Here is a 24,783-nt window from a genome sequence, read left to right on the forward strand (position 1 = left end):
GTTGGCTGCGCGCTGGGTTCGCGTCTTCTTTTAATGGGGAACCTTATACGCCCGGCTCTTTATGCAACCGACGACAAGCGGTGCCATCCTCACGGAATAAATGGCAGCGCTCCGGCGGCAAACCGATGGCGAATGTGGCTCCCTCTTCTACCAACACCACGTCATTCTGGCGGTACACCAGGTTCTGACGGATGGCGGGGATCTGGATATGAATTTGCGTTTCGTGACCAAGCTGTTCGACCACCTGCACTTCGCCCTCAAGGGTGACATCGGCGATGTCGCTCGGCAGCAGGTGTTCCGGGCGGATGCCCAAAGACATATTGGCGCCGACCTGAACGTGAGCGCTGTCTACCGGCAGCCAGACCTGCTGGCGGTTCGGTAGTTCGACTTGTACCTGTTCGATGGCGGTCGCGGTGACTTTGACCGGTAGGAAGTTCATCTTCGGCGAACCGATAAAGCCCGCGACAAAGCGGTCTGCCGGATAGTGATAAAGTTCCAGCGGTTTTCCGACCTGCGCGACGCGGCCGGCGTCCAGCACCACGATTTTGTCGGCCAGGGTCATGGCTTCCACCTGATCGTGGGTGACGTAAATCATCGTGCGACCGAGGCGCTTATGCAGACGGGAGATTTCGATACGCATCTGCACGCGCAGCGCGGCATCGAGGTTGGACAGGGGTTCATCAAGCAGGAAAACCCGCGGCTCGGCGACCAGGGTACGGCCGATGGCCACGCGCTGACGCTGGCCGCCGGAGAGCGCTTTCGGCTTACGCTCCAGCAGGTGCGCCAGCTGTAAGACCTCAGCGACTTGAGTTACGCGCTGGTTAATCACCTCTTTTTTCGCCCCGGCCAGCTTCAGGCCAAAAGACATATTTTCGGCAACGGAAAGGTGGGGATAGAGCGCATATGACTGGAATACCATGCCGATGCCGCGCTCGGCGGGCGGCACGTCGTTCATTCGGGTATCGCCAATAAACAGATCGCCGCTGGTGACCGTTTCCAGTCCGGCGATCATACGCAGCAGGGTGGATTTGCCGCAGCCCGACGGTCCTACAAACACGACGAACTCCCCATCCTGGATCTCGAGATTGATATCTTTAGATACCACCACGTCGCCCCAGGCTTTCGTTACATTTCGTAGCTGTACGCTCGCCATGCCCTTCTCCCTTCGTTACAACCTGTCACTTAAAGACACATTCAAGATGGGCTGACTATGCGGCATTCATTACGTTGGCAAATCCTCCACCCCCCGGGTTTTTGATGGGGGAGGAGACGGGAGGATGAGAAACCGCCTCTCGCCGCCGGAAGTTCCCGGCACAACGTCATTTCGTGATCGAAGCGACAAAAACGGTGGCTTTTTTATGTGCTCCAGGGCCCATTACCGGCATTTCTGCAATGCGGATCACATAAACGGCGGGCGGGGCGTAGACATAGGGAGGATGGAAAGAGGTTGTTAAAAAAGGAAACTCATCAGCGTTAAACCACTCAAGTGTATCCACGAGCACATCACCAAATAGGACGGGTATATGAAAATCAAAACTGGCGCTCGCATCCTCGCGCTGTCTGCATTGACGACGATGATGTTTTCCGCCTCTGCCCTCGCAAAAATTGAAGAAGGTAAGCTGGTTATCTGGATTAACGGCGATAAAGGCTATAACGGCCTCGCTGAAGTGGGTAAAAAGTTCGAAAAAGATACCGGCATTAAAGTTTCCGTAGAACATCCGGATAAGCTGGAAGAGAAGTTCCCGCAGGTTGCTGCCACCGGCGACGGCCCGGATATCATTTTCTGGGCGCATGACCGTTTTGGCGGCTACGCGCAGTCCGGCCTGCTGGCGGAAATCACCCCGGATAAGGCCTTCCAGGACAAACTCTATCCCTTCACCTGGGACGCCGTACGCTACAACGGCAAGCTGATCGCATACCCGGTAGCGGTTGAAGCCCTGTCGCTGATTTATAACAAAGACCTGGTCCCGAACCCGCCGAAAACCTGGGAAGAGATTCCGGCGCTGGATAAAGAGCTGAAGGCGAAGGGTAAGAGCGCGCTGATGTTCAACCTGCAAGAACCGTACTTCACCTGGCCGCTGATTGCCGCCGATGGCGGATACGCGTTTAAGTTTGAAAACGGCAAATACGACGTGAAAAACGTCGGCGTCGATAGCGCCGGAGCAAAAGCGGGCCTGACCTTCCTGGTCGACCTTATCAAAAATAAACACATGAACGCCGATACCGACTACTCCATCGCGGAAGCGGCGTTCAACAAAGGCGAAACCGCGATGACCATCAACGGTCCGTGGGCGTGGTCGAACATCGACAAAGGTAAGGTTAACTACGGCGTCACTCTGCTGCCAACCTTCAAAGGCAAACCGTCTAAACCGTTCGTTGGCGTCCTGAGCGCCGGGATTAACGCCGCCAGCCCGAATAAAGAACTGGCGAAAGAGTTCCTCGAAAACTACCTGATGACCGATCAGGGCCTGGAAGCGGTGAACAACGATAAACCGCTGGGCGCCGTGGCGCTGAAATCCTTCCAGGAGAAGCTGGAGAAAGACCCGCGTATCGCCGCCACCATGGCTAACGCCCAGAAAGGCGAAATCATGCCGAACATTCCGCAGATGTCCGCATTCTGGTATGCCGTCCGTACCGCGGTTATTAACGCCGCAAGCGGCCGTCAAACCGTCGATGCCGCGCTGAAGGATGCACAGGGCCGTATCACCAAGTAATACCGTCGCACACGTGCCGGATGGCGGCATAAATGCCTTATCCGGCCTACACGCCTTGTAGGCCGGATAAGTGCAGCGCCATCAGGCACTTTTGTCGACAGATATTTAACGTTGTAGAGGATGATCCCCATGGATGCCGTTAAAAAGAAACACTGGTGGCAAAGCCCGCAACTCACATGGTCTGTGATTGGTTTGCTGTGCCTGCTGGTGGGTTACCTTGTTGTTTTAATGTACGCCCAGGGGGAGTACCTGTTCGCCATCATGACGCTGATTTTAAGCTCGGTTGGCCTGTATATCTTTTCCAATCGCAAGGCCTATGCCTGGCGCTATGTTTATCCGGGTCTCGCCGGGATGGGGCTGTTTGTTCTGTTCCCGCTGATCTGTACTATTGCCATCGCCTTCACCAACTACAGCAGCACCAACCAGCTCACCTTCGAACGTGCCCAGCAGGTGCTGATGGACCGTTCTTTCGAGGCCGGCAAAGCCTATAACTTCTCACTCTACCCGGCGGGTGACGAGTGGCAGCTGGCGCTGACGGACGGTGAAAGCGGTAAAAATTATCTCTCCGAAGCCTTTAAATTCGGCGGCGAGCAGAAGCTGACGTTAAAAGAAGCCGATGTCCTGCCGCAAGGCGAACGCGCGAATTTACGCGTAATCACCCAGAACCGCGCCGCGCTGAACCAACTGACCGCCGTGCTGCCGGATGAAAGCAAAGTGATTATGAGTTCGCTGCGCCAGTTCTCCGGTACCCAGCCGCTGTACGCGCTGGCCAACGACGGGACGCTCACTAACAACCAAAGCGGCGTGAAATATCGCCCCAACGACAACATCGGCTTTTATCAATCCATCAATGCTGACGGCAGCTGGGGCAATGAAAAGCTGAGCCCGGGTTATACCGTCACCATCGGCTGGGATAACTTCACCCGCGTTTTCCAGGACGAAGGGATCCAGAAACCGTTCTTCGCCATTTTCGTCTGGACCGTGGTGTTCTCGGTGCTGACGGTGATTTTGACCGTCGCCGTGGGAATGGTGCTGGCCTGTCTGGTGCAGTGGGAAGCGTTGAAGGGCAAAGCGATTTACCGCGTGCTGTTGATTCTGCCGTATGCGGTGCCGTCATTTATCTCAATCCTGATTTTCAAAGGGCTGTTTAACCAGAGCTTTGGTGAAATCAACATGATGCTGAGCGCGCTGTTCGGCATTAAACCGGCCTGGTTTAGCGATCCAACCACCGCGCGCACGATGATTATCATCGTCAACACCTGGCTGGGCTACCCGTACATGATGATCCTGTGCATGGGGCTGCTGAAGGCGATTCCGGACGATCTGTACGAGGCGTCGGCGATGGATGGCGCGGGTCCGTTCCAGAACTTCTTTAAAATTACGCTACCGCTGCTGATCAAGCCGCTCACGCCGCTGATGATTGCCAGCTTCGCCTTTAACTTTAACAACTTCGTACTGATTCAACTGTTGACCAACGGTGGCCCGGACCGTCTCGGCACCACCACCCCGGCCGGTTATACCGACCTGCTGGTGAGCTACACCTATCGCATCGCCTTTGAAGGCGGCGGCGGTCAGGACTTCGGCCTGGCGGCGGCTATCGCCACGCTTATCTTCCTGCTGGTTGGGGCGTTAGCGATTGTGAATCTAAAAGCCACGCGCATGAAGTTTGATTAAGGGAGATAACGATAATGGCTATGGTCCAACCTAAATCTCAAAAACTGCGTCTCTTCACTACGCATCTTCTGTTACTGATTTTTATCGCCGCGATTATGTTCCCGCTGCTGATGGTTATCGCTATCTCACTGCGCGAAGGCAATTTCGCGACCGGCAGCCTGATCCCGGATACCATCTCCTGGGAGCACTGGCGTCTGGCATTAGGCTTCAGCGTCGAACACGCCGATGGCCGGGTAACGCCGCCGCCGTTCCCGGTGCTGCTGTGGCTGTGGAACTCAATTAAGGTCGCCGGGATTACCGCGATCGGCATCGTCGCCCTCTCCACCACCTGCGCTTATGCTTTCGCCCGTATGCGCTTCCCGGGCAAAGCGACGCTGCTCAAAGGGATGCTGATTTTCCAGATGTTCCCGGCGGTACTGTCGTTGGTGGCGCTGTATGCGTTGTTCGACCGCCTCGGTCAGTATCTGCCTTTCGTCGGCCTCAACACTCACGGCGGGGTGATCTTCGCCTATATGGGCGGTATCGCGCTGCACGTCTGGACGATTAAGGGCTACTTCGAAACTATCGATGGTTCACTGGAAGAAGCGGCCGCACTGGATGGCGCCACTCCGTGGCAGGCCTTCCGCCTGGTGCTGCTGCCGCTGTCGGTGCCGATTCTGGCGGTCGTGTTTATTCTGTCGTTCATCGCCGCGATTACCGAAGTGCCGGTGGCCTCGTTGCTGCTGCGCGATGTGAACAGCTATACCCTGGCGGTGGGGATGCAGCAGTATCTCAATCCGCAGAACTACCTGTGGGGCGACTTCGCCGCGGCGGCGGTACTGTCGGCGATTCCGATTACCGTCGTCTTCCTGCTGGCTCAGCGTTGGTTGGTTAACGGCCTGACGGCGGGCGGGGTGAAAGGTTAAGTTTCATCATGTTAGACCCTTGTTTTACCGCCCCAAATTTCAGCGAGGGTGGGATGTGGTACCCGACCCCAACCGGGTACGGCAGCCCACCTCTCCCTGAAAAAGTAGGGCAAATGCCACTGCAATCCTCTACTGGACCCTACATAAATTTCATTTGTGATTGTCGGTCAAGCGGCCCTGGAGGCCGCTTTTTTTATTCCCGTTTCAGGCGGTTGGAATTACACAACCACAGGGTAATCACCAGGATAAGGATCGCCGCAGAGTAAATCAGCACCGCCATCGGCGACTCATGGTCGACGATAATAAGCCGCACAATCGCCGTAATACCGATATAGACGAAATAACGCAGCGGGAAGTGAAAACCGGACTCAAAGTATTTCACAATCAACGCGATAAATTCGAAGTAGAGAAAATAGACCACCAGCCCTTCGACCAGCTTGTACTTACTCACCGGCTCCGGCGTAAACAGCACGTGCGCCAGATGCAGGGTCTCCTTTCCCAGGAACACCACCAGAATAATTCCCAGGCACAATAGCGCCAGGTTCAATACGGCCTGCATGGCCTTCGCAACAAAATTAACCAGCGGACGATATACCGACGGCATAGTGACACCTCAAATGCATGAACGTTATTGATCTGTATAGCGCAAAAGTGTGATCCAGATCTACTTCGCTTTGCGAGCAGCATCGGTCCTTCAACGCGGTAAATGCAACTAAGAGAAAATTTTACTTCCTGCAATGCTGTGAGCAAGTTAACCAAATCATCCGTTACGCTTAAAACAAAACCAACCAACTTATTGAAAATTAAAACATTTACCATTTGAAACAGTTATATCTTAAAAATTCTCACAAGATAAAAATTTTCTAAAATCCGCATTATTTACATGGTTATTAGGGTAAGATTTTTCTTATCCATTGTCTTAGCATTATCGCAGTTGAATAAAATTTAATTTTGGACATTAAATCATTATGAAAACCGATAACGCATCCCTGTATATCAAATGGCTCAAACAAGAAGTTGCCCCAGCGTTAGGTTGTACTGAACCCGTCGCTATTTCCTTCGCTGCCGCCTACGCCGCACAATATCTGGATCAGCCTTGCACCAGAATTAGCGGTTTTATTTCCGCCAATCTCTATAAAAACGCGATGGGTGTTACTATTCCCGGCACCACCGTTTGCGGTGTAGCGCTGGCCGCCGCAATTGGCGCATTTGGCGGCGATCCGCAAAAGGGATTAAAAACGCTGGAAGATATCACCCCGCTACACGTCGAAATGGCACAGAAGCTGATCGCCAATCATGCCGTTGATATTACCGTCAAAGAGACCCCGGACTTTATTCATCTGGATCTAACTCTCTCTGATGGCGAAAACACCTGTCGTGTCGTAGTAAAAGGAACCCACACTAACGTGGTCGAACTTTATATTAATGACCAGCCGCAGCCACTAAGCGAAAAACAGAATGCAAGCGCCCGGCACGAAACGCTGTCCAATTTTTCGCTACAACAGGCTTACGGCTTTATTAATAGCGTCGACTTTAATGATATTCGCTTTATTCTCGAAGCCGCGCGCTTAAACTCCGCGCTGGCGGCAGAAGGCAAAACCAAAAAATATGGCCTGAACATTAACGGTACCTTTTCTGACGCAGTGAAAAACGGCCTGATGAGCAACGATCTGTTAAGCAAGGTGATCATCAACACCGTCGCCGCTTCAGATGCCCGCATGGGCGGCGCGCCGGTGGTCGCAATGTCTAACTTCGGCTCAGGCAATCAGGGCATTACGGCAACCATGCCGGTAGTGGTGGTTGCTGAGCATCTCGGCGCCGATGAAGAGACCCTGGCGCGCGCTTTGTCTCTATCTCATCTCACCGCCATCTCAATTCATTCTCGTTATACGCGCTTATCTGCGCTATGCGCGGCCTCAACCGCCGCCATGGGCGCCGCCGCCGGGATGGCCTGGCTATTTACTCGCGACATCAACACCATTAATACCGCGATTATTAATATGGTCAGCGATATTACCGGCATGATTTGTGATGGCGCCTCTAATAGCTGTGCGATGAAAGTCTCATCTGTGGTATCCAGCGCCTTTAAGGCGGTACTGATGGCAATGCAAAATAGCTGCGCTGGCGCCAATGACGGTATTGTCTGCGCTGATGTCGAGCAGACTATTAATAATCTGTGCCGCCTGGTGATTAAACCAATGACCCTCACAGATAAAGAAATTATCAGTATCATGGTCGCTAAATAACAATATTTAACGGGCCTGAACATTCAGGCCCCGATTAACCTACCCTACCCACACTATTATTTATAAATTAGCAGGTATAGCAGATGAATAAAAAAGTCATCTTACGCGGCGCCAGCGCTATTATGCCGCTGTGCATCGGCGACTTTCCATTTTCATTTATTGTCGGCGCATTAAGCGTTAGCGCGGGCATGAGCGTCTGGCAGAGCACGGCGTGGTCGGCGATTGTTATTGCCGGTTCGGCGCAAATGCTGGCATTAAATATGCTTAAAACCGGCGCCACGCTCGGGGTTATTATATTCACCACATTAATAATTAATCTACGTCATGTACTGTACAGCGCCTCTATTTCCGGTACCGTCCGTGAAGCATCATTCTTTAAAAAATGCTTTATGTCCTACGCGCTGACCGACGAAGTGTACGCCACCACCGTCAAAGAGATGGAAGGCAATAAGCAGGATAAGTATCTGTTTTATGGTTCGGCGATGATCACCTTCTGGGCAATTTGGGTACTGGCGGATTTCCTCGGCGCGCTGGTCGGCGCTTCCTTCCCGAACATTGAAAAGTACGGTCTGGATTTCGCCATGGTCGCCGCTTTTATCGCTATCGTGGTGCCGCAAATAAAAAGCCAGGCCTGCACCGTCGCCGCCGTGGTGGCCGCCGTCTCCGGCGTGCTGTTGGTCATCCTGCCCTACTCGCTGGGCATTGTCGTCGCGTCAGTGCTTGGCGTGCTCGCCGGACTGTGCGTCGACCTGGCTGAAGAACGTAAACAGGCAGCAATTGCCAAATCCGGAATGCCGCTCGTGGAGGCGCTGGAACATGAATAATAGCTACTTTATCGCCCTGACTTTGGGGATGGCCGCCGTGACCTTTCTGATCCGATTTTCGTTTATCGGCCTGGCCGGAAAAATCCAGATGTCCGAGCGGGTGACCAAAACGCTGCGCTTTGTCCCGGTCACCGTCCTGCCGGCCATTATCACCATTCAGATCCTGAGCGTGAATTCCAGTATGGAGTTTGACTTAAAGAATCCGAAGGTGATCGCCGCCATTATCTGCACGCTCGCCAGCTTCCGTTTAGGCCTGGTATGGGTGGTAGTGAGCGGCGTCGGCTCGCTGGTGTTGTTAAATTATTTTATGTAACCGTTTGAAGGATAAACCATATGATTATTACCACCGCTGACGCGCCTGCCGCTATCGGCCCGTACGTGCAGGGCGTCAATCTCGGCGCGATGACCATCACCTCCGGTCAGCTGCCGATTAATCCGCTGGACGGCACCATGCCAGGCGATATCGCCGAACAGGCGCGGCAATCGCTGGAAAATGTGAAAGCCATCGTTGAAGCTGCCGGACTCACGGTCGGGCAGATCGTTAAAACCACGGTGTTTGTCAAAGACCTGCAGGATTTTGCCGCCATCAACGCCGCCTATGAGGCCTTCTTTACCGAACATCAGGCCGCTTTTCCGGCGCGTTCCTGCGTAGAGGTCGCCAGACTGCCGAAAGACGCCGGCATCGAAATCGAAGCCATCGCCTTCGCTCGTTAATCACCCGGCTGGGGGGAAACCTCCAGCCTCCTTCCCCACCGTTTTTCGCCGTTCCTCCTTGCTCATTTTACAGGCACTATACGATGAGATCTGAATGAGGAACGCAGCATGTTAACTATCCGTAAGGCTGTACCAGAAGATGCGCCGCAGCTCAGTAATATGGGCTATGCCAGCTATCGCCACCACTTCGCCCACCTTTGGCGCAACGCCGATGAGCTGGCATTATTTCTCCAGCAGGAGTATTCCGTGGAATCGCTGCGTCAAAGTCTTGCCGCGGCGGAACAGCATTGGCTCATCGCCGAATCCGCGCACCCCGTTGGCTTTGCTAAATACAGCTGCCAGCAGAGAATTGATGGCGACGGACGTATCGGCACATTGCTGCATAAGCTCTATCTCATGCCTGACGAAACCGGACACCGCTACGGCGAGCGGTTGTTTAGCGCCATAGAGGCTCTGGCACAAGAAAATGGTGAAGTGTGGCTGTGGCTTGAGGTCCTTGCCGATAATCCTGGCGCGCGTCGTTTTTACGAACGCCAGGGAATGCAGCATGTAAAAGACACCATTTTCCATTCCGCCAGCCAACAAAGCACCTTACATATTCTGGCCAAACCGATATGAGAGAAATTATGCCTGAGCTTCGCGATACCGGCGTTCGCAACGTCATCTGCGGCGAAAACGTGGTCATATACCAGCCCGCCAACCTCTATGGTTGCCAGCTCGGCGATAACGTCTTCGTCGGGCCGTTCGTCGAGATTCAGGGACACACGCGCATCGGCGCGGACAGCAAAATCCAGTCCCACAGTTTTATCTGCGAGTACGTAACCATCGGCCAACGTTGTTTTATCGGCCACGGCGTGATGTTCGCCAACGACATGTTCCGCGATGGTAAACCGAATGCCGACCGCGACAGTTGGGGGCGCATTGAAATCGGCAATGACGTGTCTATCGGCAGCGGCGCCACCATTCTGGCGGTGAGTATCTGCGATGGCGTGGTCATCGGCGCCGGGAGCGTGGTGACAAAATCCATCACCGAGAAAGGCGTTTGGGCGGGCAATCCCGCGAGGCTGCTGCGGCGGCTATAAATAAAAATGCCGACCCGAGGGTCGGCATTCAGGCTTAATTGCGCAACACTTACGCGCGCCAGGCTTTATAACGGTTAATCAGGCCGTTGGTAGAGCTGTCGTGGCTGCTAACGTCTGCGCCATCTTTCAGTTCCGGCAGGATACGGTTAGCCAGCTGTTTACCCAGCTCAACGCCCCACTGATCGAAGGTGAAGATATTGAGGATCGCGCCCTGGGTGAAGATTTTGTGCTCATACAGCGCAATCAATGCGCCCAGGCTGAACGGGGTGATCTCACGCAGCAGGATGGAGTTGGTCGGACGGTTGCCTTCGAACACTTTGAACGGCACCACGTGCTCAAGCTGAGCCGGGTCTTTACCCTGGTCGCGATATTCCTGCTCAACCACTTCGCGGGATTTACCAAAGGCCAGCGCTTCGGTCTGGGCGAAGAAGTTAGACAGCAGTTTCTGATGGTGGTCAGACAGCGGGTTATGGGTGATAGCCGGGGCGATGAAATCGCACGGTACCATTTTGGTGCCCTGGTGGATCAGCTGATAGAACGCGTGCTGACCGTTAGTCCCCGGCTCGCCCCAGATGATTGGGCCAGTCTGGTAATCCACGACGTTGCCGTTACGGTCAACGTACTTACCGTTGGATTCCATGTTGCCCTGCTGGAAGTAAGCGGCAAAGCGGTGCATGTACTGATCGTACGGCAGAATCGCTTCGGTTTCGGCGCCGAAGAAATTGTTGTACCAGATACCGATCAGCGCCAGCAGTACCGGCAGGTTTTTCTCAGCCGGGGTGGTGGAGAAGTGTTTGTCCATGGCGTGGGCGCCGGACAGCAGCTGGACGAAGTTATCGAAGCCAACGGACAGAATGATAGACAGGCCGATGGCGGACCACAGGGAGTAACGACCGCCAACCCAGTCCCAGAATTCAAACATGTTAGCCGTATCGATACCGAACTCGCCAACCGCTTTACCGTTGGTGGAGAGCGCCGCGAAGTGTTTCGCTACGTGTTTCTCATCGCCCGCGGTCGCCAGGAACCAGTCACGCGCGCTGTGGGCGTTGGTCATGGTTTCCTGAGTAGTGAAGGTTTTGGAAGCCACCAGGAACAGCGTGGTTTCCGGATTCACCGCTTTCAACACTTCGGCGATATGGGTGCCGTCTACGTTGGAAACGAAGTGCATGTTGAGATGGTTTTTATACGGGCGCAGCGCTTCGGTCACCATGAACGGGCCGAGGTCTGAACCGCCGATACCGATGTTCACCACGTCGGTGATCGGTTTGCCGGTGTAGCCTTTCCAGCTACCGGAGATAATTGCTTCAGAGAAGGCTTTCATCTTCTCCAGCACCGCGTTGACTTCCGGCATCACATCTTTGCCATCAACCACAATCGGCGTATTGCTGCGGTTACGCAGCGCAACGTGCAGTACCGCGCGGTCCTCGGTACGGTTAATTTTTTCGCCGGAGAACATCGACTTGATAGCACCGGCCAGATCGGTCTCTTTCGCCAGATCCTGCAGCTTAGACAGCGTCTCTTCAGTGATGCGGTTCTTGGAGAAATCCACCAGCATCAGATCGTCAAAAGTGGCGGAGAATTTAGAGAAACGATCGCTATCTTTGGCGAAAAGCTCGCTGATAGTGACGTCTTTCATTTCATCGAAGTGTTTCTGTAATGCCTGCCATGCAGCGGTCTGCGTTGGGTTGATATTTTTCATTAGCAATACTCTTCTGATTTGAAAAATGTGACTTCGGTCGATTGTAGCCTCAGCGGCGGAAAATTGTGATGATTTTTGTGTTATGCCGTTGACGGGGGTCAGAAATAGGGTAAAGAGCCCCCATATTATAGCGATCATTAGGCATTTTTCTGTTATCCGCCGATGCATGAAAAATCCGCATAACCCTGTCGTTGACATACCCGTCCGGAAGCCTTTATATAGCTGAACTGCCTACGGAACCGTAGGTATGTATTGCTCGCGCATTTCACGCTACAGCGAAGAGTATCGTTGGGGGGTATAATGACCAGTCTCTCCCCAGGCATAGTGAAAGACGTCAGTAATTGCCAGAAGAGGTGCGTTGCCCAGGTAACCGTATTGGAGGAACCAGTCCGGGGAAAATACGTGAGGGGGAGCAACGCCGAGGCGCACAGGCATCTGGTTAAGTCTGTCGCCGGCCACAGGGGCTGAATCCCCTGGGTTGTCACCAGAAGCGTTCGCAGTCGGGCGTTTCATACTCGCGAACCGATGCGCGTCATCGGCGAACGGGTCTACAAGGTGGAGCACTTCTGGGTGACATCGTAGTTTGTTTATCGCTCTGCGCCCACCCTACTTTTCGCTCTTCCCTTGTGCCATGGCTGAGTTAATTTGGCCTGGCTTATTAAGACATTTTGTAGCGCTCCGGTTATTTCCAGCCCGAACCAGGAGCGGTTGCTCAGGAATCGTTTTAATAAGTCAGGCCCCCTGACACGAGGTTGTTATGACAGATTTAGTTGTTGCTAAGTTCGGCGGCACCAGCGTGGCCGATTTCGACGCGATGAACCGTAGCGTCGACGTCGCGCTGCTGGATGCGAATACCCGCGTAGTGGTGTTATCCGCATCGGCTGGCGTTACCAATATCTTAGTTGCTTTAGCGGCAGGGCTGGAACCCACCGAACGCTTCGCTAAGCTCGATGAAATGCGCCAAATCCAGTTCAATATTCTGGAGCGTTTACGTTATCCCAACGTTATTCGCGAAGAGATCGAGCGTCTGCTGGAAAACATTACTACCCTGGCGGAAGCCGCCTCGCTGGCCAGCTCGGAAGCCTTGACCGATGAACTGGTGAGCCACGGCGAGCTGATGTCCACCTTACTGTTCGTTGAGATCCTGCGCGAACGCGGTATCGCGGCGCAGTGGTTCGACGTACGCAAAGTGATGCGTACCAACGATCGTTTCGGCCGCGCCGAACCGGATATCGCCGCGCTGGCGGAACTGACGCAACAACAACTGGCGCCGCGCCTGGAAGAAGGCCTGGTTATTACCCAGGGCTTTATCGGCAGCGAAGCCAAAGGCCGTACCACCACCCTTGGCCGCGGCGGCAGCGATTACACCGCAGCGCTACTCGGCGAGGCCTTAAACGCCAGTCGTGTGGATATCTGGACCGATGTCCCTGGCATCTACACAACCGATCCGCGTGTTGCGCCAGCGGCGAAGCGCATCGATGTGATCGCTTTCGCTGAAGCCGCGGAGATGGCCACGTTCGGGGCCAAGGTATTGCATCCGGCCACCCTGCTGCCCGCCGTACGCAGCGATATCCCGGTATTCGTCGGCTCCAGCAAAGAACCTAAAGCCGGCGGCACGATGGTCTGTCATAAAACCGAAAATCCACCGCTGTTCCGCGCGCTGGCGCTGCGTCGTCGTCAAACGCTGCTGACACTGCACAGCCTGCATATGCTGCACTCCCGCGGCTTCCTGGCCGAAGTGTTCGGTATTCTGGCGCGGCATAATATTTCCGTCGATCTGATCACCACTTCGGAAGTGAGTATTGCGCTGACCATGGACACCACCGGTTCAACCTCCGCTGGCGATACCCTGCTGACCCAGGCGCTGCTGACCGAGCTCTCTTCGCTGTGCCGCGTCGAAGTGGAAGAAAACCTGGCGCTGGTCGCCCTGATCGGCAATGAATTATCGAAAGCCTGCGGCGTCGGTAAAGAGGTATTCGGCGTACTGGAACCGTTCAATATCCGCATGATCTGTTACGGCGCCTCCAGCCACAACCTGTGCTTCCTGGTGCCTGGCGACGACGCGGAGAAAGTGGTGCAGAAGCTGCATCATAATTTGTTTGAATAATATTCTTTTGCGCGATAAAAAATACCTATAGCCGGGCTCGAACCCGGCTTTTTTATAACAACATCAACACAACAAACACTGTCGCAAGGAATACACTATGCTCGCCACGCTTACGCGGCTGTTCCCGTTATGGGCGCTGCTGCTCTCCGTATTGGCTTATTACACGCCAACCACTTTTACCCCTATCGGCCCGTGGGTCACCACGCTGCTGATGCTGATTATGTTTGGCATGGGCGTCCATTTGAAGCTGGACGATTTCAAGCGCGTGCTGTCACGACCTGCGCCGGTCGCAGCGGGAATTTTTCTGCATTACCTGGTGATGCCGCTCGCCGCCTGGGTACTGGCGCTGCTATTCCACATGCCGCCAGAGCTCTCCGCCGGAATGGTGCTGGTCGGCAGCGTTGCCAGCGGAACCGCTTCCAACGTCATGATCTATCTGGCGAAAGGCGATGTCGCACTGTCGGTAACCATCTCTTCCGTTTCGACACTGGTTGGCGTGGTCGCCACGCCGCTGCTGACGCGCCTGTACGTTGATGCGCACATTCAGGTCGATGTGATGGGCATGCTGCTGAGCATCCTGCAAATCGTGGTGATCCCAATCGGCCTCGGTCTGATTGTTCATCACCTGTTGCCAAAAGTGGTAAAGGCGGTGGAACCCTTCCTTCCCGCCTTCTCCATGCTGTGCATCCTGGCGATTATCAGCGCCGTGGTCGCCGGTTCCGCATCGCATATCGCTTCGGTGGGGCTGGTGGTTATCGTGGCGGTGATCCTGCATAACGCTATTGGCCTGCTCGGCGGCTACTGGGGCGGGCGCCTGTTCGGTTTTGATGAATCCACCTGCCGCACCCTGGCGATCGAAGTGGGCATGCAGAACTCCGGCCTCGCCGCGGCCCTCGGGAAAATCTACTTCGGCCCGCTGGCCGCCCTGCCCGGCGCGCTGTTCTCGGTATGGCATAACCTTTCCGGCTCGCTGCTGGCAGGTTACTGGTCCGGTAAGCCGACGACCAAAAAAGGCAACCAGCGCTAATCGGTATACGTCCGGGCCATATGCCCGGACGTTTGGTTTATCCCACCAGTAAACTCACCGGCTTGCCTAACTTCATTAACATCATGACCAATGCATCAAGGGTAAACTTACTAGTTTTCTGGTTTACCACATCTGAAATACGCGGGCGTGAAATATTCAACTTCGCTGCGGCATCCGCTTGCTTCAATTGATTTTCATCTATCCACTCAGCAATTTCCTGCATGAGTTGCCGCTTCAGGAGCATCAGTTGTTCGACTTCTTGTTCCGCTTGCGTCCTTAACCGCTCCGCTTCACAGTCATCAAAGCCGAGTTCACTGAAAATATTCGTCTCTGCTGTCGTCACGTGACGGATGCCATCCACTGTCTTACGATTCATTTACGACTCCTGTGTTCCTGCGGTATAAGCTGCAAACGGCTTCTGACAATTTGTTTTTCATGTTCGGCGGTACGTCGAGTTTTTTTGTTAAAACAGTGCAGGACATAAACCTCTGCCTCAAAACGAGCCAGGTAAATCACCCGATAAGCGCCGGAATAATGGCGTAACCGTATTTCCTCCACGCCTCTCCCCAACTGAGGCATCGCTTTCCAATCAGCAGCTTCTAACCCCGCCTGTAAACGGTAAAGCTGGAAACCGGCATCCCGGCGGACCTCCTCAGGAAATTGGCGCAAATCATCAAAGGAAGACCCCATCCAGACAATACTTCGTAAACTTTGCCCCTGATTCAACATACCACATCCTTGTATAAAATTTTATACACAAATCGCGCAAAAATAAGTTTGCGGATGACCACATAAACCATGCTGCTACGCTAATCCAGACAACGTCATCGGTCACCCACTCAGCAAATATTCTGCGAGGCATTTTCCGGATTAGTTCTATTTTGCGCCGATTGCCGTACACTGGACTCTCTGGTCTGATTGAGGGCACCACCATGGCACTCCCCCGCATTACACAAAAAGAGATGACCGAGCGCGAACAGCGCGAATTGAAGACGCTGCTGGACCGCGCGCGTATCGCGCACGGCCGCCCGCTGAGCAATGCGGAAACGAACAGCGTGAAAAAGGAATATATCGATAAGCTGATGGCGCTGCGCGAAGCGGAAGCGAAGAAAGCCCGCCAGGTGAAAAAGCAGCAGGCTTACAAAGTAGACAAAGAAGCGACATTTTCGTGGTCGGCGAATACGCCGACCCGCGGCAGGCGTTAGCGGCCTTTCTTTTTACGTCCCGGCTGAGCGAAACGTTTACCGTTCGAGGCCGGGCGGCCTTTCTCGTTGGTTTTTTCCATCTTCACCACCGGGCGCTTGATGCCGGCGGTCGCCGCTTTGGCCTTCGGTTTAGCTTTTGGCTTCGCTTCGGAAGAGGAGTTTTCAATCAGCTTGAAAAGATCGATCAGCTCATCATCGGTTAAATCGCGCCACTCGCCCAGCGGAATGCCCGTCAGGCTAACGTTCATAATGCGCGTCCGCTCCAGCTTCATGACTTCATAGCCGAAATGCTCGCACATGCGACGGATCTGGCGGTTTAATCCCTGAACCAGCGTGATGCGGAACACGAAAGGCGCTTCTTTCTTGACCTTACATTTCTTGGTCACGGTACCGAGAATCGGCACTCCCGCGCCCATTCCACGAATAAACTCATCGGTAACCGGCTTATCGACGGTGACCAGATACTCTTTTTCATGATCGTTGCCGGCGCGCAGGATTTTGTTCACCAGATCGCCATGGTTGGTCAGGAAAATTAACCCCTGAGAGTCTTTATCGAGACGGCCAATCGGGAACACGCGTTTACTGTGGTTCACGAAGTCGACGATATTATCGCGCTCGCCATCTTCGGTAGTGCTGACGATACCCACCGGCTTATTCAGCGCAATCAACACCAAATCATCGGCTTCTCGCGGCTCAATCAGCTGACCGTTGACTTTCACCACATCGCCCGGCTTCACCTGATCGCCAATGGCGGCGCGCTTACCGTTGATAAAGACGTTGCCTTGTTCAATAAAGCGGTCCGCTTCGCGACGCGAGCAAATCCCGCTTTCGCTGATGTATTTATTTAATCGAGTAGATGAGTCGGTCAGCATAGTTTCTCCTTTGACAGCGAAATATACCTCACCTTACTGGCGATAAAAAACAGGGATGACGTTATTCATTACCCCATTGATTGAGGAAATTGGCGATATCGTCGATACGCTGTTCGGCAATGCCTGCTTCACGGGCCATCTCCTGCTGCGCTTCCTCGCTGATCTCCTCATTATTCATTAAGCGCGTAATCAGCAGTTGGAAGTAATGCGCCAGACAATCGCGCTCGGACTCTTTTACCGCTTCCGCGCACTCCGTCGAGTACTCATCCACGATGTCATAATATTTCAGCGGTATTTCATTGTTCATAGGTCGTCTCCGGGGTGGTTAGCATCTGCGCTTTCGGCCCCGATAATAACATTCAGCTTGCCTGCACCGTGAGCCATATCAGCGCCTCAAGGCCGGGCCAATGATAGAATCTGCGTCAAATGACATGCTTACACAGGATGAAAAGATGGAACTGCTGTTACTGAGTAACTCAACGCTACCGGGCAAAGCCTGGATGGAACATGCGCTGCCGCTGATTGCCGGCCAGGTCAAAGGCCGCCGCTCGGCGGTATTTATTCCCTTCGCCGGGGTGACGCAAAGCTGGGATGATTACACCGCCAAAGCCGCCGCAGTCATGGCGCCGATGGGCGTCAGCGTGACCGGTATTCACAGCGTCGCCGACCCTATCGCCGCCATTGAAAGTACCGAGATGGTCATCGTCGGCGGCGGGAACACCTTCCAGCTTCTGAAAGAGTGTCGCAGCCGCGGGCTGCTGGCGCCGATTGTCGATGTCGTCAAACGCGGGGCGTTGTATATCGGCTGGAGCGCGGGTTCTAACCTCGCCTGCCCGACCATTCGTACCACCAACGATATGCCGATTGTCGATCCTCAGGGGTTTGACGCGTTAGGGCTGTTCCCGCTGCAGATTAACCCGCACTTCACTAACGCGCTGCCGACCGGGCATCAGGGTGAGACCCGTGAGCACCGTATTCGCGAATTGCTGGTCGTGGCGCCGGAATTAACGGTGATTGGCCTGCCGGAGGGGAACTGGATTCAGGTCAGCGACGGACACGCCACGCTCGGCGGCCCGAACCCGACGCTGTTGTTCAAAGCGGGAGAAGAAGCGGTAACCCTGGCCGCGGGCCACCGTTTCTAGACTAGTTTGACGAACATTACCCGGATAGCGGCGCGTTGCGCCTTATCCGGGCTACCCAGCGTAAATCCTGCTAATAATCATCCCGCTCGTCGTCTTCATCCGGCTGCTCCATCACGCTATAGGCAACAGCACAGAACAACGAGTTCAGACGCTTCATATCGCCCAACAGCGCCAGATGCAACGTACTGGTTTCGATACTCTGCACGTTTTGCTGATGCAGGCGGTCAACATGCGCATGCGAGTAACGGCGGTTAAGAATACGAAAACGGTGCTTACTGCGGCGCAACCGACGGGCGCTCGGCACGTCGCCGGAAAAGAAGACCGACATTGCCAGCTGCAGGTTACTGAGCAGCAGCTCGTATAACGCATCCAGCTCTTTTAGCCCCTCGACGGAAAATGCGCGCCGCGCCGCCAGTGATTTATCGGCGATCTCGCTGCCCATTCGCTCGACGATGTCAGACGCCTGTTCCAGGTTGAGCGACATCTCGATAATTTCCGCCCAGCGGCGAGACTCCTCTTCCGCCAACTCGTCCTTCGGCATCCGCGCCAGATAAAGCTTAATCGCCGTATACAGCACGTTGATATCGTCCGCCATCCGCCGCAGCTCTTTCTCTTCGCGCGGCTCGCCGTGCATCACCTTGCGCAGGCTTTCCAGCATCTGCTCCATGGCGTCGCCGATACGCAAGGTCTCACGGGCGGCATTGGCCAACGCCAGCGCCGGCGTATCCAGCGCCGAGGGATCCAGATGCTTCGGCTTGAGATGGTTATCCAGCTCCGGCTCATCGCGGATCAGGCGCTTACACAGGTTCGCCATCGGCCCGGCGAACGGCACCATCGCCACGCAGCGGATCAGGTTGTAGAAGACGTGGAAGTAGATAACCAGCTCCGACTCTTCCAGCGGCAATTTGTGCATGACATCCGCCAGTACGTGCACAAATGGCAAAATTATCAAGCTCCCCACCAGCTTGAACAGCAGGCTGCCGAGCGCCACGCGCCGCGCCGCCGCATTGGCGCCGCTGTTGTTGAGCATCGCCAGCAGCCCGGAGCCGAGGTTAGCGCCGATGACCAGGCATAGCGCCACCGGGAAAGAGATCACCCCGGTGCCGGTTAACGTTGCGGTCAGCAGCACGGCCGCCAGGCTGGAGTAACTGATAATGGCGAACACGGCGCCAATCAGCGCATCCAGCATGATATCGCCGGTCAGCGAGGCGAAAATCACCTGTACACCGTTGGCCTGGGTAATCGGATGCACCGCCTGGACGATGAGCTCCAGCGCCAGCAGGATAAGTCCAAGGCCGATACCGACCCGCCCAAGCTGACCCGCGCGGGTCTGTTTACGGCCGAGGAAGAAAATAACGCCGATAAATATCAGCAGCGGCGATAGCCAGGAGAGGTCGAAGGTCAGTACCCTCGCCATCAGCGCCGTCCCCACATCCGCACCCAGCACCATAACCAGCGCTGGCGCCAGCGCGACCAGATCCTGGGCTACAAACGACGTCACCAGCATGGTGGTGGCATTGCTGCTCTGCACCAGCGCGGTGACGCCAATCCCCGCGCAGAAGGCGAGCGGTTTTTTCTCCACGCTGCTGCTGAGCACGGTACGCAGGCGCGCGCCAAAGACTCGCATCACGCCGGTGCGCACAATATGGGTACCCCACACCAGTAGGGCTACGGCGGAAAGTAGGTGTAACAGCGTTAACACAGAATCAGCTTCTCCTTATCGTTATAAGTGTTCCTGAGGTTTAAACCTCCCTTCAGTATAAGGGGTTAACTTCAATAAAGAGACAAGGCGCTCAAAGAGCGCCCTGTTTGTTGTAACGAAACATATTTCGTTAGTCGGCATCATAGCCGAGGTTAGGGGCGAGCCAACGCTCAACTTCGGCCGCCGTCATCCCCTTACGCAGGGCGTAATCTTCCACCTGGTCGCGCTGGATCTGCGCCACGGCGAAGTACTTACTGTCCGGATGACTGAAGTACCAGCCGGAAACCGATGCGCCAGGCCACATGGCGAAGGACTCGGTGAGCTTCATACCGGTATGCGCTTCCACATCCAACAGTTCCCAGATGGTCGCTTTCTCGGTGTGTTCCGGGCAGGCCGGATAACCGGGCGCCGGGCGGATCCCCTGGTAATTTTCGCGGATCAGCTCTTCATTGCTGAGGTTCTCATTGGCCGCATAGCCCCAGTAAACCTTACGCACTTTCTCATGCAGATACTCGGCGAAGGCTTCCGCCAGACGGTCGGCGATGGCCTTAACCATGATCTTGTTATAGTCGTCGTGCTGCGCTTCATAGGCTTCCGCCAGCGCGTCTTCTTCCAGCCCGCCGGTTACCGCGAAAGCCCCGATGTAGTCCGCTTTACCGCTCAGCTTCGGCGCGACAAAATCGGCGAGGCAGTAGTTCGCGAAGCCAACCTTTTCGGTTTGCTGGCGCAGGTGATGGCTGACCGTTAGCACGTGGGTACGGGTTTCATCACGATAGATTTCCACATCGTCGCCAACGCGGTTAGCCGGGAACAGCCCGACCACGCCGCGCGGGTTCAGCGTTTTTTCGGCGCTGAGTTTATCCAACAAATCGTTGGCGTCTTTAAACAGGCGCTGTGCCTCTTCACCCACCACTTCATCTTCCAGGATACGCGGATATTTGCCCGCCAGCGACCAGGTCATAAAGAACGGCGTCCAGTCGATGTAGTTACGCAGCGTTTCGATGCTGGCTTCCACCTCCTGCACGCCCAGACGATGGGCCACCGGAGGAGTGTAGCTCTCCCAGTCAAACGCCAGATCGTTTTCCCGCGCCGCCTGCAGAGTCACCGGCGGCGTGCGCGGCTTTTTACGCCCGTGCTGGATTCGCACGGTTTCATACTCTTTACGGGTACGGGCGACAAAATCATCGCGCTGGGTTGCCGACAGCAGGGCTGAAACCACTCCTACGGTACGCGAGGCGTTCTGCACGTAAACCGTCGGGCCACTGTAGTTCTGCTCGATTTTCACCGCGGTATGGGCTTTCGAGGTCGTCGCTCCGCCAATTAGCAGCGGGATAGTGAAGCCCTGACGCTCCATCTCTTTAGCCACGTTGACCATTTCGTCCAGCGACGGCGTGATAAGCCCTGAGAGGCCAATCAGATCGGCGTTTTCTTCGCGCGCGGTACGCAGGATTTTCTCTGCCGGCACCATCACGCCGAGATCGATAATTTCGTAGTTGTTGCACTGCAGCACTACACCGACGATGTTTTTACCAATATCGTGCACATCGCCTTTCACGGTGGCGATCACCATCTTACCGTTGCTGGAGCCCTGTTCTTTGCTGGCTTCGATGTAAGGTTCGAGGTAGGCCACCGCCTGTTTCATCACCCGTGCGGATTTTACCACCTGCGGCAGGAACATTTTGCCTTCACCGAACAGGTCGCCGACGACGTTCATGCCATCCATCAGCGGCCCTTCAATCACCTCGATTGGGCGTTCGGCCTGCTGGCGCGCCTCTTCAGTATCCTGCTCGATAAATTCGGTAATGCCTTTGACCAGCGAGTATTCAAGACGCTTTTTCACGTCCCAGCTGCGCCATTCCGCCTGCTGAGCGTTCGCGCTATCGTCCGCTTTGCTGCCGCGATATTTTTCCGCCAGCTCAAGTAATCTTTCGGTACTGTCATCGCGGCGGTTAAGAATTACATCTTCGACCGCATCGCGCAGCTCGCCAGGCAGATCGTCGTATATTGCCAGCTGGCCGGCATTGACGATGCCCATATCCATACCGTTGCGGATAGCGTAGTAGAGGAAGACGGCGTGGATCGCTTCACGTACCGGATCGTTACCGCGGAACGAGAACGACACGTTAGAGACGCCGCCGGAAATCAGCGCATGCGGCAGCTCGCGTTTGATGTCTTCACAGGCGCCGATAAAGTCCTGAGCGTAGTTATTGTGCTCTTCAATACCGGTGGCGACGGCAAAAATGTTGGGGTCGAAGATGATATCTTCCGGCGGGAAGCCGACCTCTTCGGTGAGGATTTTGTAGGCGCGACGGCAAATTTCGATTTTGCGCTCACGGGTATCGGCCTGGCCCACTTCATCAAAGGCCATGACTACCATTGCCGCGCCGTAGCGGCGAACCAGCTTAGCGTGATGAATAAAGGGTTCGACGCCCTCTTTCATCGAGATCGAGTTAACGATGCCCTTGCCCTGAATGCACTTGAGCCCTTTTTCGATGACTTCCCACTTGGAGGAGTCGATCATAATCGGCACGCGGGCAATATCCGGTTCACCCGCTATCAGGTTGAGGAAACGCACCATCGCCGCTTCGGCATCGAGCATCCCCTCATCCATGTTGATATCGATAATCTGCGCGCCGCTTTCTACCTGCTGGCGCGCCACGTCCAGCGCTTCACTGTATTTCTCTTCTTTGATTAAGCGCTTAAATTTAGCGGAGCCGGTAACGTTGGTACGCTCGCCCACGTTGACGAACAGGCTATCGTCGCCGATGTTCAGCGGCTCCAGGCCAGACAGACGGCAGGCGACCGGCAGTTCCGGCAGCTGGCGAGGCGGCAAGCCCTCTACCGCCCGGCTCATGGCGGCGATATGCTCGGGGGTGGTGCCGCAGCAGCCGCCGACGATATTAAGGAAACCGGCCTGCGCCCATTCGCGAATTTGCGCCGCCATGGTATCGGCATCCAGATCGTATTCGCCGAAGGCGTTCGGCAGGCCGGCGTTCGGGTGCGCGGTAACGTAACACTCGGCGATCCGCGAAAGCTCCTGCACGTACTGGCGCAGCTCATCCGGCCCCAGCGCGCAGTTTAAGCCGAAGGTCAGGGCATCGGCGTGGCGCAGCGAATTATAGAACGCTTCGGTCGTCTGCCCGGACAGTGTACGTCCGGAGGCATCGGTGATAGTGCCGGAAATCATAATCGGCAGCTCGACGCCGAGCGCCTCAAATTCTTCTTTTACCGCGAAAATCGCCGCTTTGGCGTTCAGGGTGTCAAAGACCGTTTCAATCAGAATCAGGTCCGAGCCGCCTTCCACCAGCGCTTTGGTGGATTCACGATAGGCGGCCACCAGCTGATCGAACGTGATATTCCGAAAGGCCGGATCGTTGACGTCCGGAGAAATAGAAGCGGTGCGGTTGGTCGGCCCAAGCACCCCCGCCACATAGCGCGGTTTTTCAGGCGTACGCGCGGTCCACGCGTCGGCGCTGGCGCGGGCCAGCTTTGCGGCGGCAAAGTTGATTTCCGCCGACAGGGATTCCATCTGGTAATCCGCCATCGCGATGGTTGTCGAGTTGAAGGTGTTGGTCTCGATAATGTCCGCGCCGGCGGCGAAATAAGCGTCGTGGATCTCGCGAATAACCTCAGGCTTGCTGAGGACCAGCAGGTCGTTATTGCCTTTCAGGTCGCACGGCCAATCGGCAAAGCGCTCGCCGCGGAAATCCTGCTCACTCAGACGATAGCCCTGGATCATGGTGCCCATGCCCCCGTCCAGAACCAGAATGCGTTCTTTTAACTGCTGATGTAATTGTTCTACTTTGTTACTCACACAGACTCCCGACAGCGCTCAACTCAGACCAAAAAGCCAACAAACCATACTGGCATAAACCACCCTGCTGGAAAAGGAAACCTGCAGCAACATGAGACAAGTTCAACTTCACTCCTCCGATCAGTCTGGTTGTGATTGCATTATCGCCAAATAAAACGAAAATCATTTCCACGATACAGAAAAAAGGAGTTCATCATGGCTACCCCGGTTCCCGCCAAACGCGGCAGAAAACCCGCTGCTGCCGCCCCTGCCGCGCAGGCTGGCGGGCAAGTTCAGTCGCTTACCCGCGGTCTGAAACTGCTTGAATGGATTTCTGAATCGCATAGCAGCGTCGCGCTCACCGAACTGGCGCAGCAGGCGGGGCTACCTAACTCCACGACCCATCGTCTGCTCACCACCATGCAGCAGCTCGGTTTTGTGCGCCAGGTCGGCGAGCTGGGGCACTGGGCGATCGGCGCGCATGCGTTTGTCGTCGGCAGCAGCTTCCTGCAAAGCCGCAATCTGCTGGCCATTGTCCATCCTATCCTGCGCCAGCTGATGGAAGATTCCGGCGAAACGGTCAACCTGGCGGTGCTGGATAAAAGCGATCATCAGGCGATTATTATCGACCAGGTGCAATGTACGCAGCTGATGCGCATGTCGGCGCCGATTGGCGGCAAATTGCCGATGCACGCGTCAGGCGCCGGAAAAGCGTTTCTGGCGCAGTTGAGTGAAGAAGAAGTCACCACGCTGCTACATCGGAAAGGGCTGCATGCTTACACTCACGCCACCCTGGTTTCTCCGGTACATTTGAAAGAGGATTTGGCCCAGACGCGTAAACGCGGCTATTCATTTGATGATGAAGAACATGCGCTGGGGCTGCGCTGTATCGCCTCCTGTATTTACGACGAACACCGCGAGCCGTTCGCCGCTATCTCCATCTCCGGGCCAATTTCACGCATGACCGACGATCGGGTGACCGAGCTTGGCGCATTGGTTATTAAGGCTGCAAAAGAAGTCACGCTGGCGTACGGCGGGGTTAAATAATAAAAATGCCCCAAAGGGGCATTTTGAGTA

The 24,783-nt window shown here is 55.1% G+C and carries 24 protein-coding genes and 1 riboswitch; of the genes, 14 read left to right on the forward strand and 10 right to left on the reverse strand.

Features of this window, described 5'->3' with window-relative positions; all coding sequences use genetic code 11:
• Nucleotides 1-43: 43 nt before the first annotated feature.
• Both malK and ABLV78_RS23700 read right to left on the reverse strand, forming a co-directional pair.
• Nucleotides 44-1,153 (reverse strand): maltose/maltodextrin ABC transporter ATP-binding protein MalK, encoded by a 1,110-nt coding sequence (malK, locus tag ABLV78_RS23695; protein WP_015368770.1) that lies wholly within the window; start codon nucleotides 1,151-1,153, stop codon nucleotides 44-46.
• Nucleotides 1,154-1,319: 166 nt separating this feature from the next.
• Entirely contained in the window at nucleotides 1,320-1,496 is a 177-nt protein-coding gene (locus ABLV78_RS23700; RefSeq protein WP_015368771.1) for a hypothetical protein, read from the reverse strand.
• Between the two features lie 27 nt (nucleotides 1,497-1,523).
• Between ABLV78_RS23700 and malE the strand changes: the two genes are divergently transcribed.
• The 3 genes from malE to malG all read left to right on the forward strand — a co-directional run bounded on the left by malE (nucleotide 1,524) and on the right by malG (nucleotide 5,293).
• On the forward strand, nucleotides 1,524-2,714 hold the full coding sequence (malE, locus tag ABLV78_RS23705; protein WP_047045849.1) for a maltose/maltodextrin ABC transporter substrate-binding protein MalE: 1,191 nt from the start codon (nucleotides 1,524-1,526) through the stop codon (nucleotides 2,712-2,714).
• Nucleotides 2,715-2,843: 129 nt separating this feature from the next.
• Nucleotides 2,844-4,388, forward strand: a complete 1,545-nt coding sequence (gene malF / locus ABLV78_RS23710; RefSeq protein ID WP_047045845.1) for a maltose ABC transporter permease MalF — start codon at nucleotides 2,844-2,846, stop codon at nucleotides 4,386-4,388.
• Nucleotides 4,389-4,402: 14 nt separating this feature from the next.
• Nucleotides 4,403-5,293, forward strand: coding sequence for a maltose ABC transporter permease MalG (malG, locus tag ABLV78_RS23715; protein ID WP_015368774.1), 891 nt, complete (start codon nucleotides 4,403-4,405; stop codon nucleotides 5,291-5,293).
• Between the two features lie 193 nt (nucleotides 5,294-5,486).
• On the opposite strand, the gene psiE is transcribed toward malG, so the two are convergent.
• Nucleotides 5,487-5,897: a phosphate-starvation-inducible protein PsiE gene (psiE, locus tag ABLV78_RS23720; RefSeq protein ID WP_015368775.1), complete on the reverse strand. Its 411-nt coding sequence runs from the start codon at nucleotides 5,895-5,897 to the stop codon at nucleotides 5,487-5,489.
• 364 nt (nucleotides 5,898-6,261) lie between these two features.
• Between psiE and ABLV78_RS23725 the strand changes: the two genes are divergently transcribed.
• From ABLV78_RS23725 to ABLV78_RS23750, 6 genes are all read left to right on the forward strand, one after another.
• Nucleotides 6,262-7,539: an L-cysteine desulfidase family protein gene (locus ABLV78_RS23725; protein WP_047045843.1), complete on the forward strand. Its 1,278-nt coding sequence runs from the start codon at nucleotides 6,262-6,264 to the stop codon at nucleotides 7,537-7,539.
• A gap of 83 nt (nucleotides 7,540-7,622) precedes the next feature.
• Nucleotides 7,623-8,363 (forward strand): AzlC family ABC transporter permease, encoded by a 741-nt coding sequence (locus ABLV78_RS23730; RefSeq protein WP_047045840.1) that lies wholly within the window; start codon nucleotides 7,623-7,625, stop codon nucleotides 8,361-8,363.
• Nucleotides 8,356-8,676, forward strand: coding sequence for a branched-chain amino acid transport AzlD family protein (locus ABLV78_RS23735; RefSeq protein ID WP_015368778.1), 321 nt, complete (start codon nucleotides 8,356-8,358; stop codon nucleotides 8,674-8,676). Before ABLV78_RS23730 ends, ABLV78_RS23735 begins: the two co-directional genes overlap by 8 nt.
• A gap of 20 nt (nucleotides 8,677-8,696) precedes the next feature.
• On the forward strand, nucleotides 8,697-9,077 hold the full coding sequence (locus tag ABLV78_RS23740) for a RidA family protein (RefSeq protein ID WP_047045837.1): 381 nt from the start codon (nucleotides 8,697-8,699) through the stop codon (nucleotides 9,075-9,077).
• 108 nt (nucleotides 9,078-9,185) lie between these two features.
• Entirely contained in the window at nucleotides 9,186-9,695 is a 510-nt protein-coding gene (locus ABLV78_RS23745; RefSeq protein WP_047045835.1) for a GNAT family N-acetyltransferase, read from the forward strand.
• A gap of 8 nt (nucleotides 9,696-9,703) precedes the next feature.
• Nucleotides 9,704-10,159 (forward strand): acyltransferase, encoded by a 456-nt coding sequence (locus ABLV78_RS23750; protein ID WP_047045881.1) that lies wholly within the window; start codon nucleotides 9,704-9,706, stop codon nucleotides 10,157-10,159.
• Between the two features lie 49 nt (nucleotides 10,160-10,208).
• Here the strand turns inward: ABLV78_RS23750 and pgi are convergent, their stop codons facing one another.
• Nucleotides 10,209-11,858, reverse strand: a complete 1,650-nt coding sequence (gene pgi, locus ABLV78_RS23755; protein WP_020079879.1) for a glucose-6-phosphate isomerase — start codon at nucleotides 11,856-11,858, stop codon at nucleotides 10,209-10,211.
• Nucleotides 11,859-12,198: 340 nt separating this feature from the next.
• Nucleotides 12,199-12,432, forward strand: a riboswitch (Lysine riboswitch).
• 183 nt (nucleotides 12,433-12,615) lie between these two features.
• Between pgi and lysC the strand changes: the two genes are divergently transcribed.
• Both lysC and panS read left to right on the forward strand, forming a co-directional pair.
• The gene (lysC, locus tag ABLV78_RS23760) at nucleotides 12,616-13,965 is read left to right on the forward strand and encodes a lysine-sensitive aspartokinase 3 (RefSeq protein WP_032709596.1); all 1,350 of its coding nucleotides are present in this window, start codon (nucleotides 12,616-12,618) and stop codon (nucleotides 13,963-13,965) included.
• A gap of 97 nt (nucleotides 13,966-14,062) precedes the next feature.
• Entirely contained in the window at nucleotides 14,063-14,992 is a 930-nt protein-coding gene (gene panS / locus ABLV78_RS23765) for a ketopantoate/pantoate/pantothenate transporter PanS (RefSeq protein WP_015368789.1), read from the forward strand.
• A 37-nt stretch (nucleotides 14,993-15,029) separates the two neighbouring features.
• Here panS and ABLV78_RS23770 read toward each other — a convergent pair whose 3' ends face one another.
• The gene (locus ABLV78_RS23770; RefSeq protein ID WP_045396820.1) at nucleotides 15,030-15,368 is read right to left on the reverse strand and encodes a helix-turn-helix domain-containing protein; all 339 of its coding nucleotides are present in this window, start codon (nucleotides 15,366-15,368) and stop codon (nucleotides 15,030-15,032) included.
• Nucleotides 15,365-15,721: a type II toxin-antitoxin system RelE/ParE family toxin gene (locus ABLV78_RS23775; RefSeq protein WP_047045832.1), complete on the reverse strand. Its 357-nt coding sequence runs from the start codon at nucleotides 15,719-15,721 to the stop codon at nucleotides 15,365-15,367. Before ABLV78_RS23775 ends, ABLV78_RS23770 begins: the two co-directional genes overlap by 4 nt.
• Nucleotides 15,722-15,924: 203 nt before the next feature.
• On the opposite strand from ABLV78_RS23775, the gene ABLV78_RS23780 reads away from it, so the two are divergent.
• The gene (locus tag ABLV78_RS23780) at nucleotides 15,925-16,197 is read left to right on the forward strand and encodes a YjbD family protein (RefSeq protein ID WP_045396828.1); all 273 of its coding nucleotides are present in this window, start codon (nucleotides 15,925-15,927) and stop codon (nucleotides 16,195-16,197) included.
• On the opposite strand, the gene rluF is transcribed toward ABLV78_RS23780, so the two are convergent.
• Both rluF and ABLV78_RS23790 read right to left on the reverse strand, forming a co-directional pair.
• Nucleotides 16,194-17,069 carry a 23S rRNA pseudouridine(2604) synthase RluF gene (gene rluF, locus ABLV78_RS23785; RefSeq protein ID WP_045396831.1) on the reverse strand — a complete coding sequence of 292 codons (876 nt, stop codon included), beginning with the start codon at nucleotides 17,067-17,069 and terminating at the stop codon, nucleotides 16,194-16,196. The two genes, ABLV78_RS23780 and rluF, sit on opposite strands and share 4 nt — an antisense overlap.
• 61 nt (nucleotides 17,070-17,130) lie before the next feature.
• Nucleotides 17,131-17,376, reverse strand: coding sequence for a YmjA family protein (locus ABLV78_RS23790; RefSeq protein ID WP_020079884.1), 246 nt, complete (start codon nucleotides 17,374-17,376; stop codon nucleotides 17,131-17,133).
• Between the two features lie 145 nt (nucleotides 17,377-17,521).
• Here ABLV78_RS23790 and pepE point away from each other — a divergent pair, with 145 nt between their 5' ends.
• Nucleotides 17,522-18,211, forward strand: coding sequence for a dipeptidase PepE (gene pepE / locus ABLV78_RS23795; RefSeq protein ID WP_047045829.1), 690 nt, complete (start codon nucleotides 17,522-17,524; stop codon nucleotides 18,209-18,211).
• 70 nt (nucleotides 18,212-18,281) lie between these two features.
• On the opposite strand, the gene ABLV78_RS23800 is transcribed toward pepE, so the two are convergent.
• Together ABLV78_RS23800 and metH are read right to left on the reverse strand one after the other, a co-directional pair.
• On the reverse strand, nucleotides 18,282-19,913 hold the full coding sequence (locus tag ABLV78_RS23800) for a Na/Pi cotransporter family protein (RefSeq protein ID WP_015368796.1): 1,632 nt from the start codon (nucleotides 19,911-19,913) through the stop codon (nucleotides 18,282-18,284).
• A 130-nt stretch (nucleotides 19,914-20,043) separates the two neighbouring features.
• Nucleotides 20,044-23,727, reverse strand: coding sequence for a methionine synthase (gene metH, locus ABLV78_RS23805; protein WP_047045827.1), 3,684 nt, complete (start codon nucleotides 23,725-23,727; stop codon nucleotides 20,044-20,046).
• Nucleotides 23,728-23,922: 195 nt separating this feature from the next.
• Here metH and iclR point away from each other — a divergent pair, with 195 nt between their 5' ends.
• Nucleotides 23,923-24,753 carry a glyoxylate bypass operon transcriptional repressor IclR gene (iclR, locus tag ABLV78_RS23810; protein ID WP_045396840.1) on the forward strand — a complete coding sequence of 277 codons (831 nt, stop codon included), beginning with the start codon at nucleotides 23,923-23,925 and terminating at the stop codon, nucleotides 24,751-24,753.
• Nucleotides 24,754-24,783: the final 30 nt, after the last annotated feature.

The organism is Klebsiella sp. CN_Kp075 (assembly GCF_040065055.2).
GTDB classification, from domain to species: Bacteria; Pseudomonadota; Gammaproteobacteria; order Enterobacterales; family Enterobacteriaceae; genus Klebsiella; species Klebsiella aerogenes.

Bases quoted from the DNA above. Each gene is read 5' to 3' on its own strand.
- panS (WP_015368789.1), top strand. From the start codon at position 14,063: ATGCTCGCCACGCTTACGCGGCTGTTCCCGTTATGGGCGCTGCTGCTC.
- ABLV78_RS23790 (WP_020079884.1), bottom strand. From the start codon at position 17,376: ATGAACAATGAAATACCGCTGAAATATTATGACATCGTGGATGAGTAC.
- ABLV78_RS23770 (WP_045396820.1), bottom strand. From the start codon at position 15,368: ATGAATCGTAAGACAGTGGATGGCATCCGTCACGTGACGACAGCAGAG.
- psiE (WP_015368775.1), bottom strand. From the start codon at position 5,897: ATGCCGTCGGTATATCGTCCGCTGGTTAATTTTGTTGCGAAGGCCATG.
- ABLV78_RS23730 (WP_047045840.1), top strand. From the start codon at position 7,623: ATGAATAAAAAAGTCATCTTACGCGGCGCCAGCGCTATTATGCCGCTG.
- pepE (WP_047045829.1), top strand. From the start codon at position 17,522: ATGGAACTGCTGTTACTGAGTAACTCAACGCTACCGGGCAAAGCCTGG.
- ABLV78_RS23775 (WP_047045832.1), bottom strand. From the start codon at position 15,721: ATGTTGAATCAGGGGCAAAGTTTACGAAGTATTGTCTGGATGGGGTCT.
- malF (WP_047045845.1), top strand. From the start codon at position 2,844: ATGGATGCCGTTAAAAAGAAACACTGGTGGCAAAGCCCGCAACTCACA.
- malG (WP_015368774.1), top strand. From the start codon at position 4,403: ATGGCTATGGTCCAACCTAAATCTCAAAAACTGCGTCTCTTCACTACG.
- iclR (WP_045396840.1), top strand. From the start codon at position 23,923: ATGGCTACCCCGGTTCCCGCCAAACGCGGCAGAAAACCCGCTGCTGCC.
- ABLV78_RS23750 (WP_047045881.1), top strand. From the start codon at position 9,704: ATGCCTGAGCTTCGCGATACCGGCGTTCGCAACGTCATCTGCGGCGAA.
- pgi (WP_020079879.1), bottom strand. From the start codon at position 11,858: ATGAAAAATATCAACCCAACGCAGACCGCTGCATGGCAGGCATTACAG.
- ABLV78_RS23745 (WP_047045835.1), top strand. From the start codon at position 9,186: ATGTTAACTATCCGTAAGGCTGTACCAGAAGATGCGCCGCAGCTCAGT.
- ABLV78_RS23735 (WP_015368778.1), top strand. From the start codon at position 8,356: ATGAATAATAGCTACTTTATCGCCCTGACTTTGGGGATGGCCGCCGTG.
- ABLV78_RS23740 (WP_047045837.1), top strand. From the start codon at position 8,697: ATGATTATTACCACCGCTGACGCGCCTGCCGCTATCGGCCCGTACGTG.
- malK (WP_015368770.1), bottom strand. From the start codon at position 1,153: ATGGCGAGCGTACAGCTACGAAATGTAACGAAAGCCTGGGGCGACGTG.
- rluF (WP_045396831.1), bottom strand. From the start codon at position 17,069: ATGCTGACCGACTCATCTACTCGATTAAATAAATACATCAGCGAAAGC.
- lysC (WP_032709596.1), top strand. From the start codon at position 12,616: ATGACAGATTTAGTTGTTGCTAAGTTCGGCGGCACCAGCGTGGCCGAT.
- ABLV78_RS23725 (WP_047045843.1), top strand. From the start codon at position 6,262: ATGAAAACCGATAACGCATCCCTGTATATCAAATGGCTCAAACAAGAA.
- malE (WP_047045849.1), top strand. From the start codon at position 1,524: ATGAAAATCAAAACTGGCGCTCGCATCCTCGCGCTGTCTGCATTGACG.
- ABLV78_RS23780 (WP_045396828.1), top strand. From the start codon at position 15,925: ATGGCACTCCCCCGCATTACACAAAAAGAGATGACCGAGCGCGAACAG.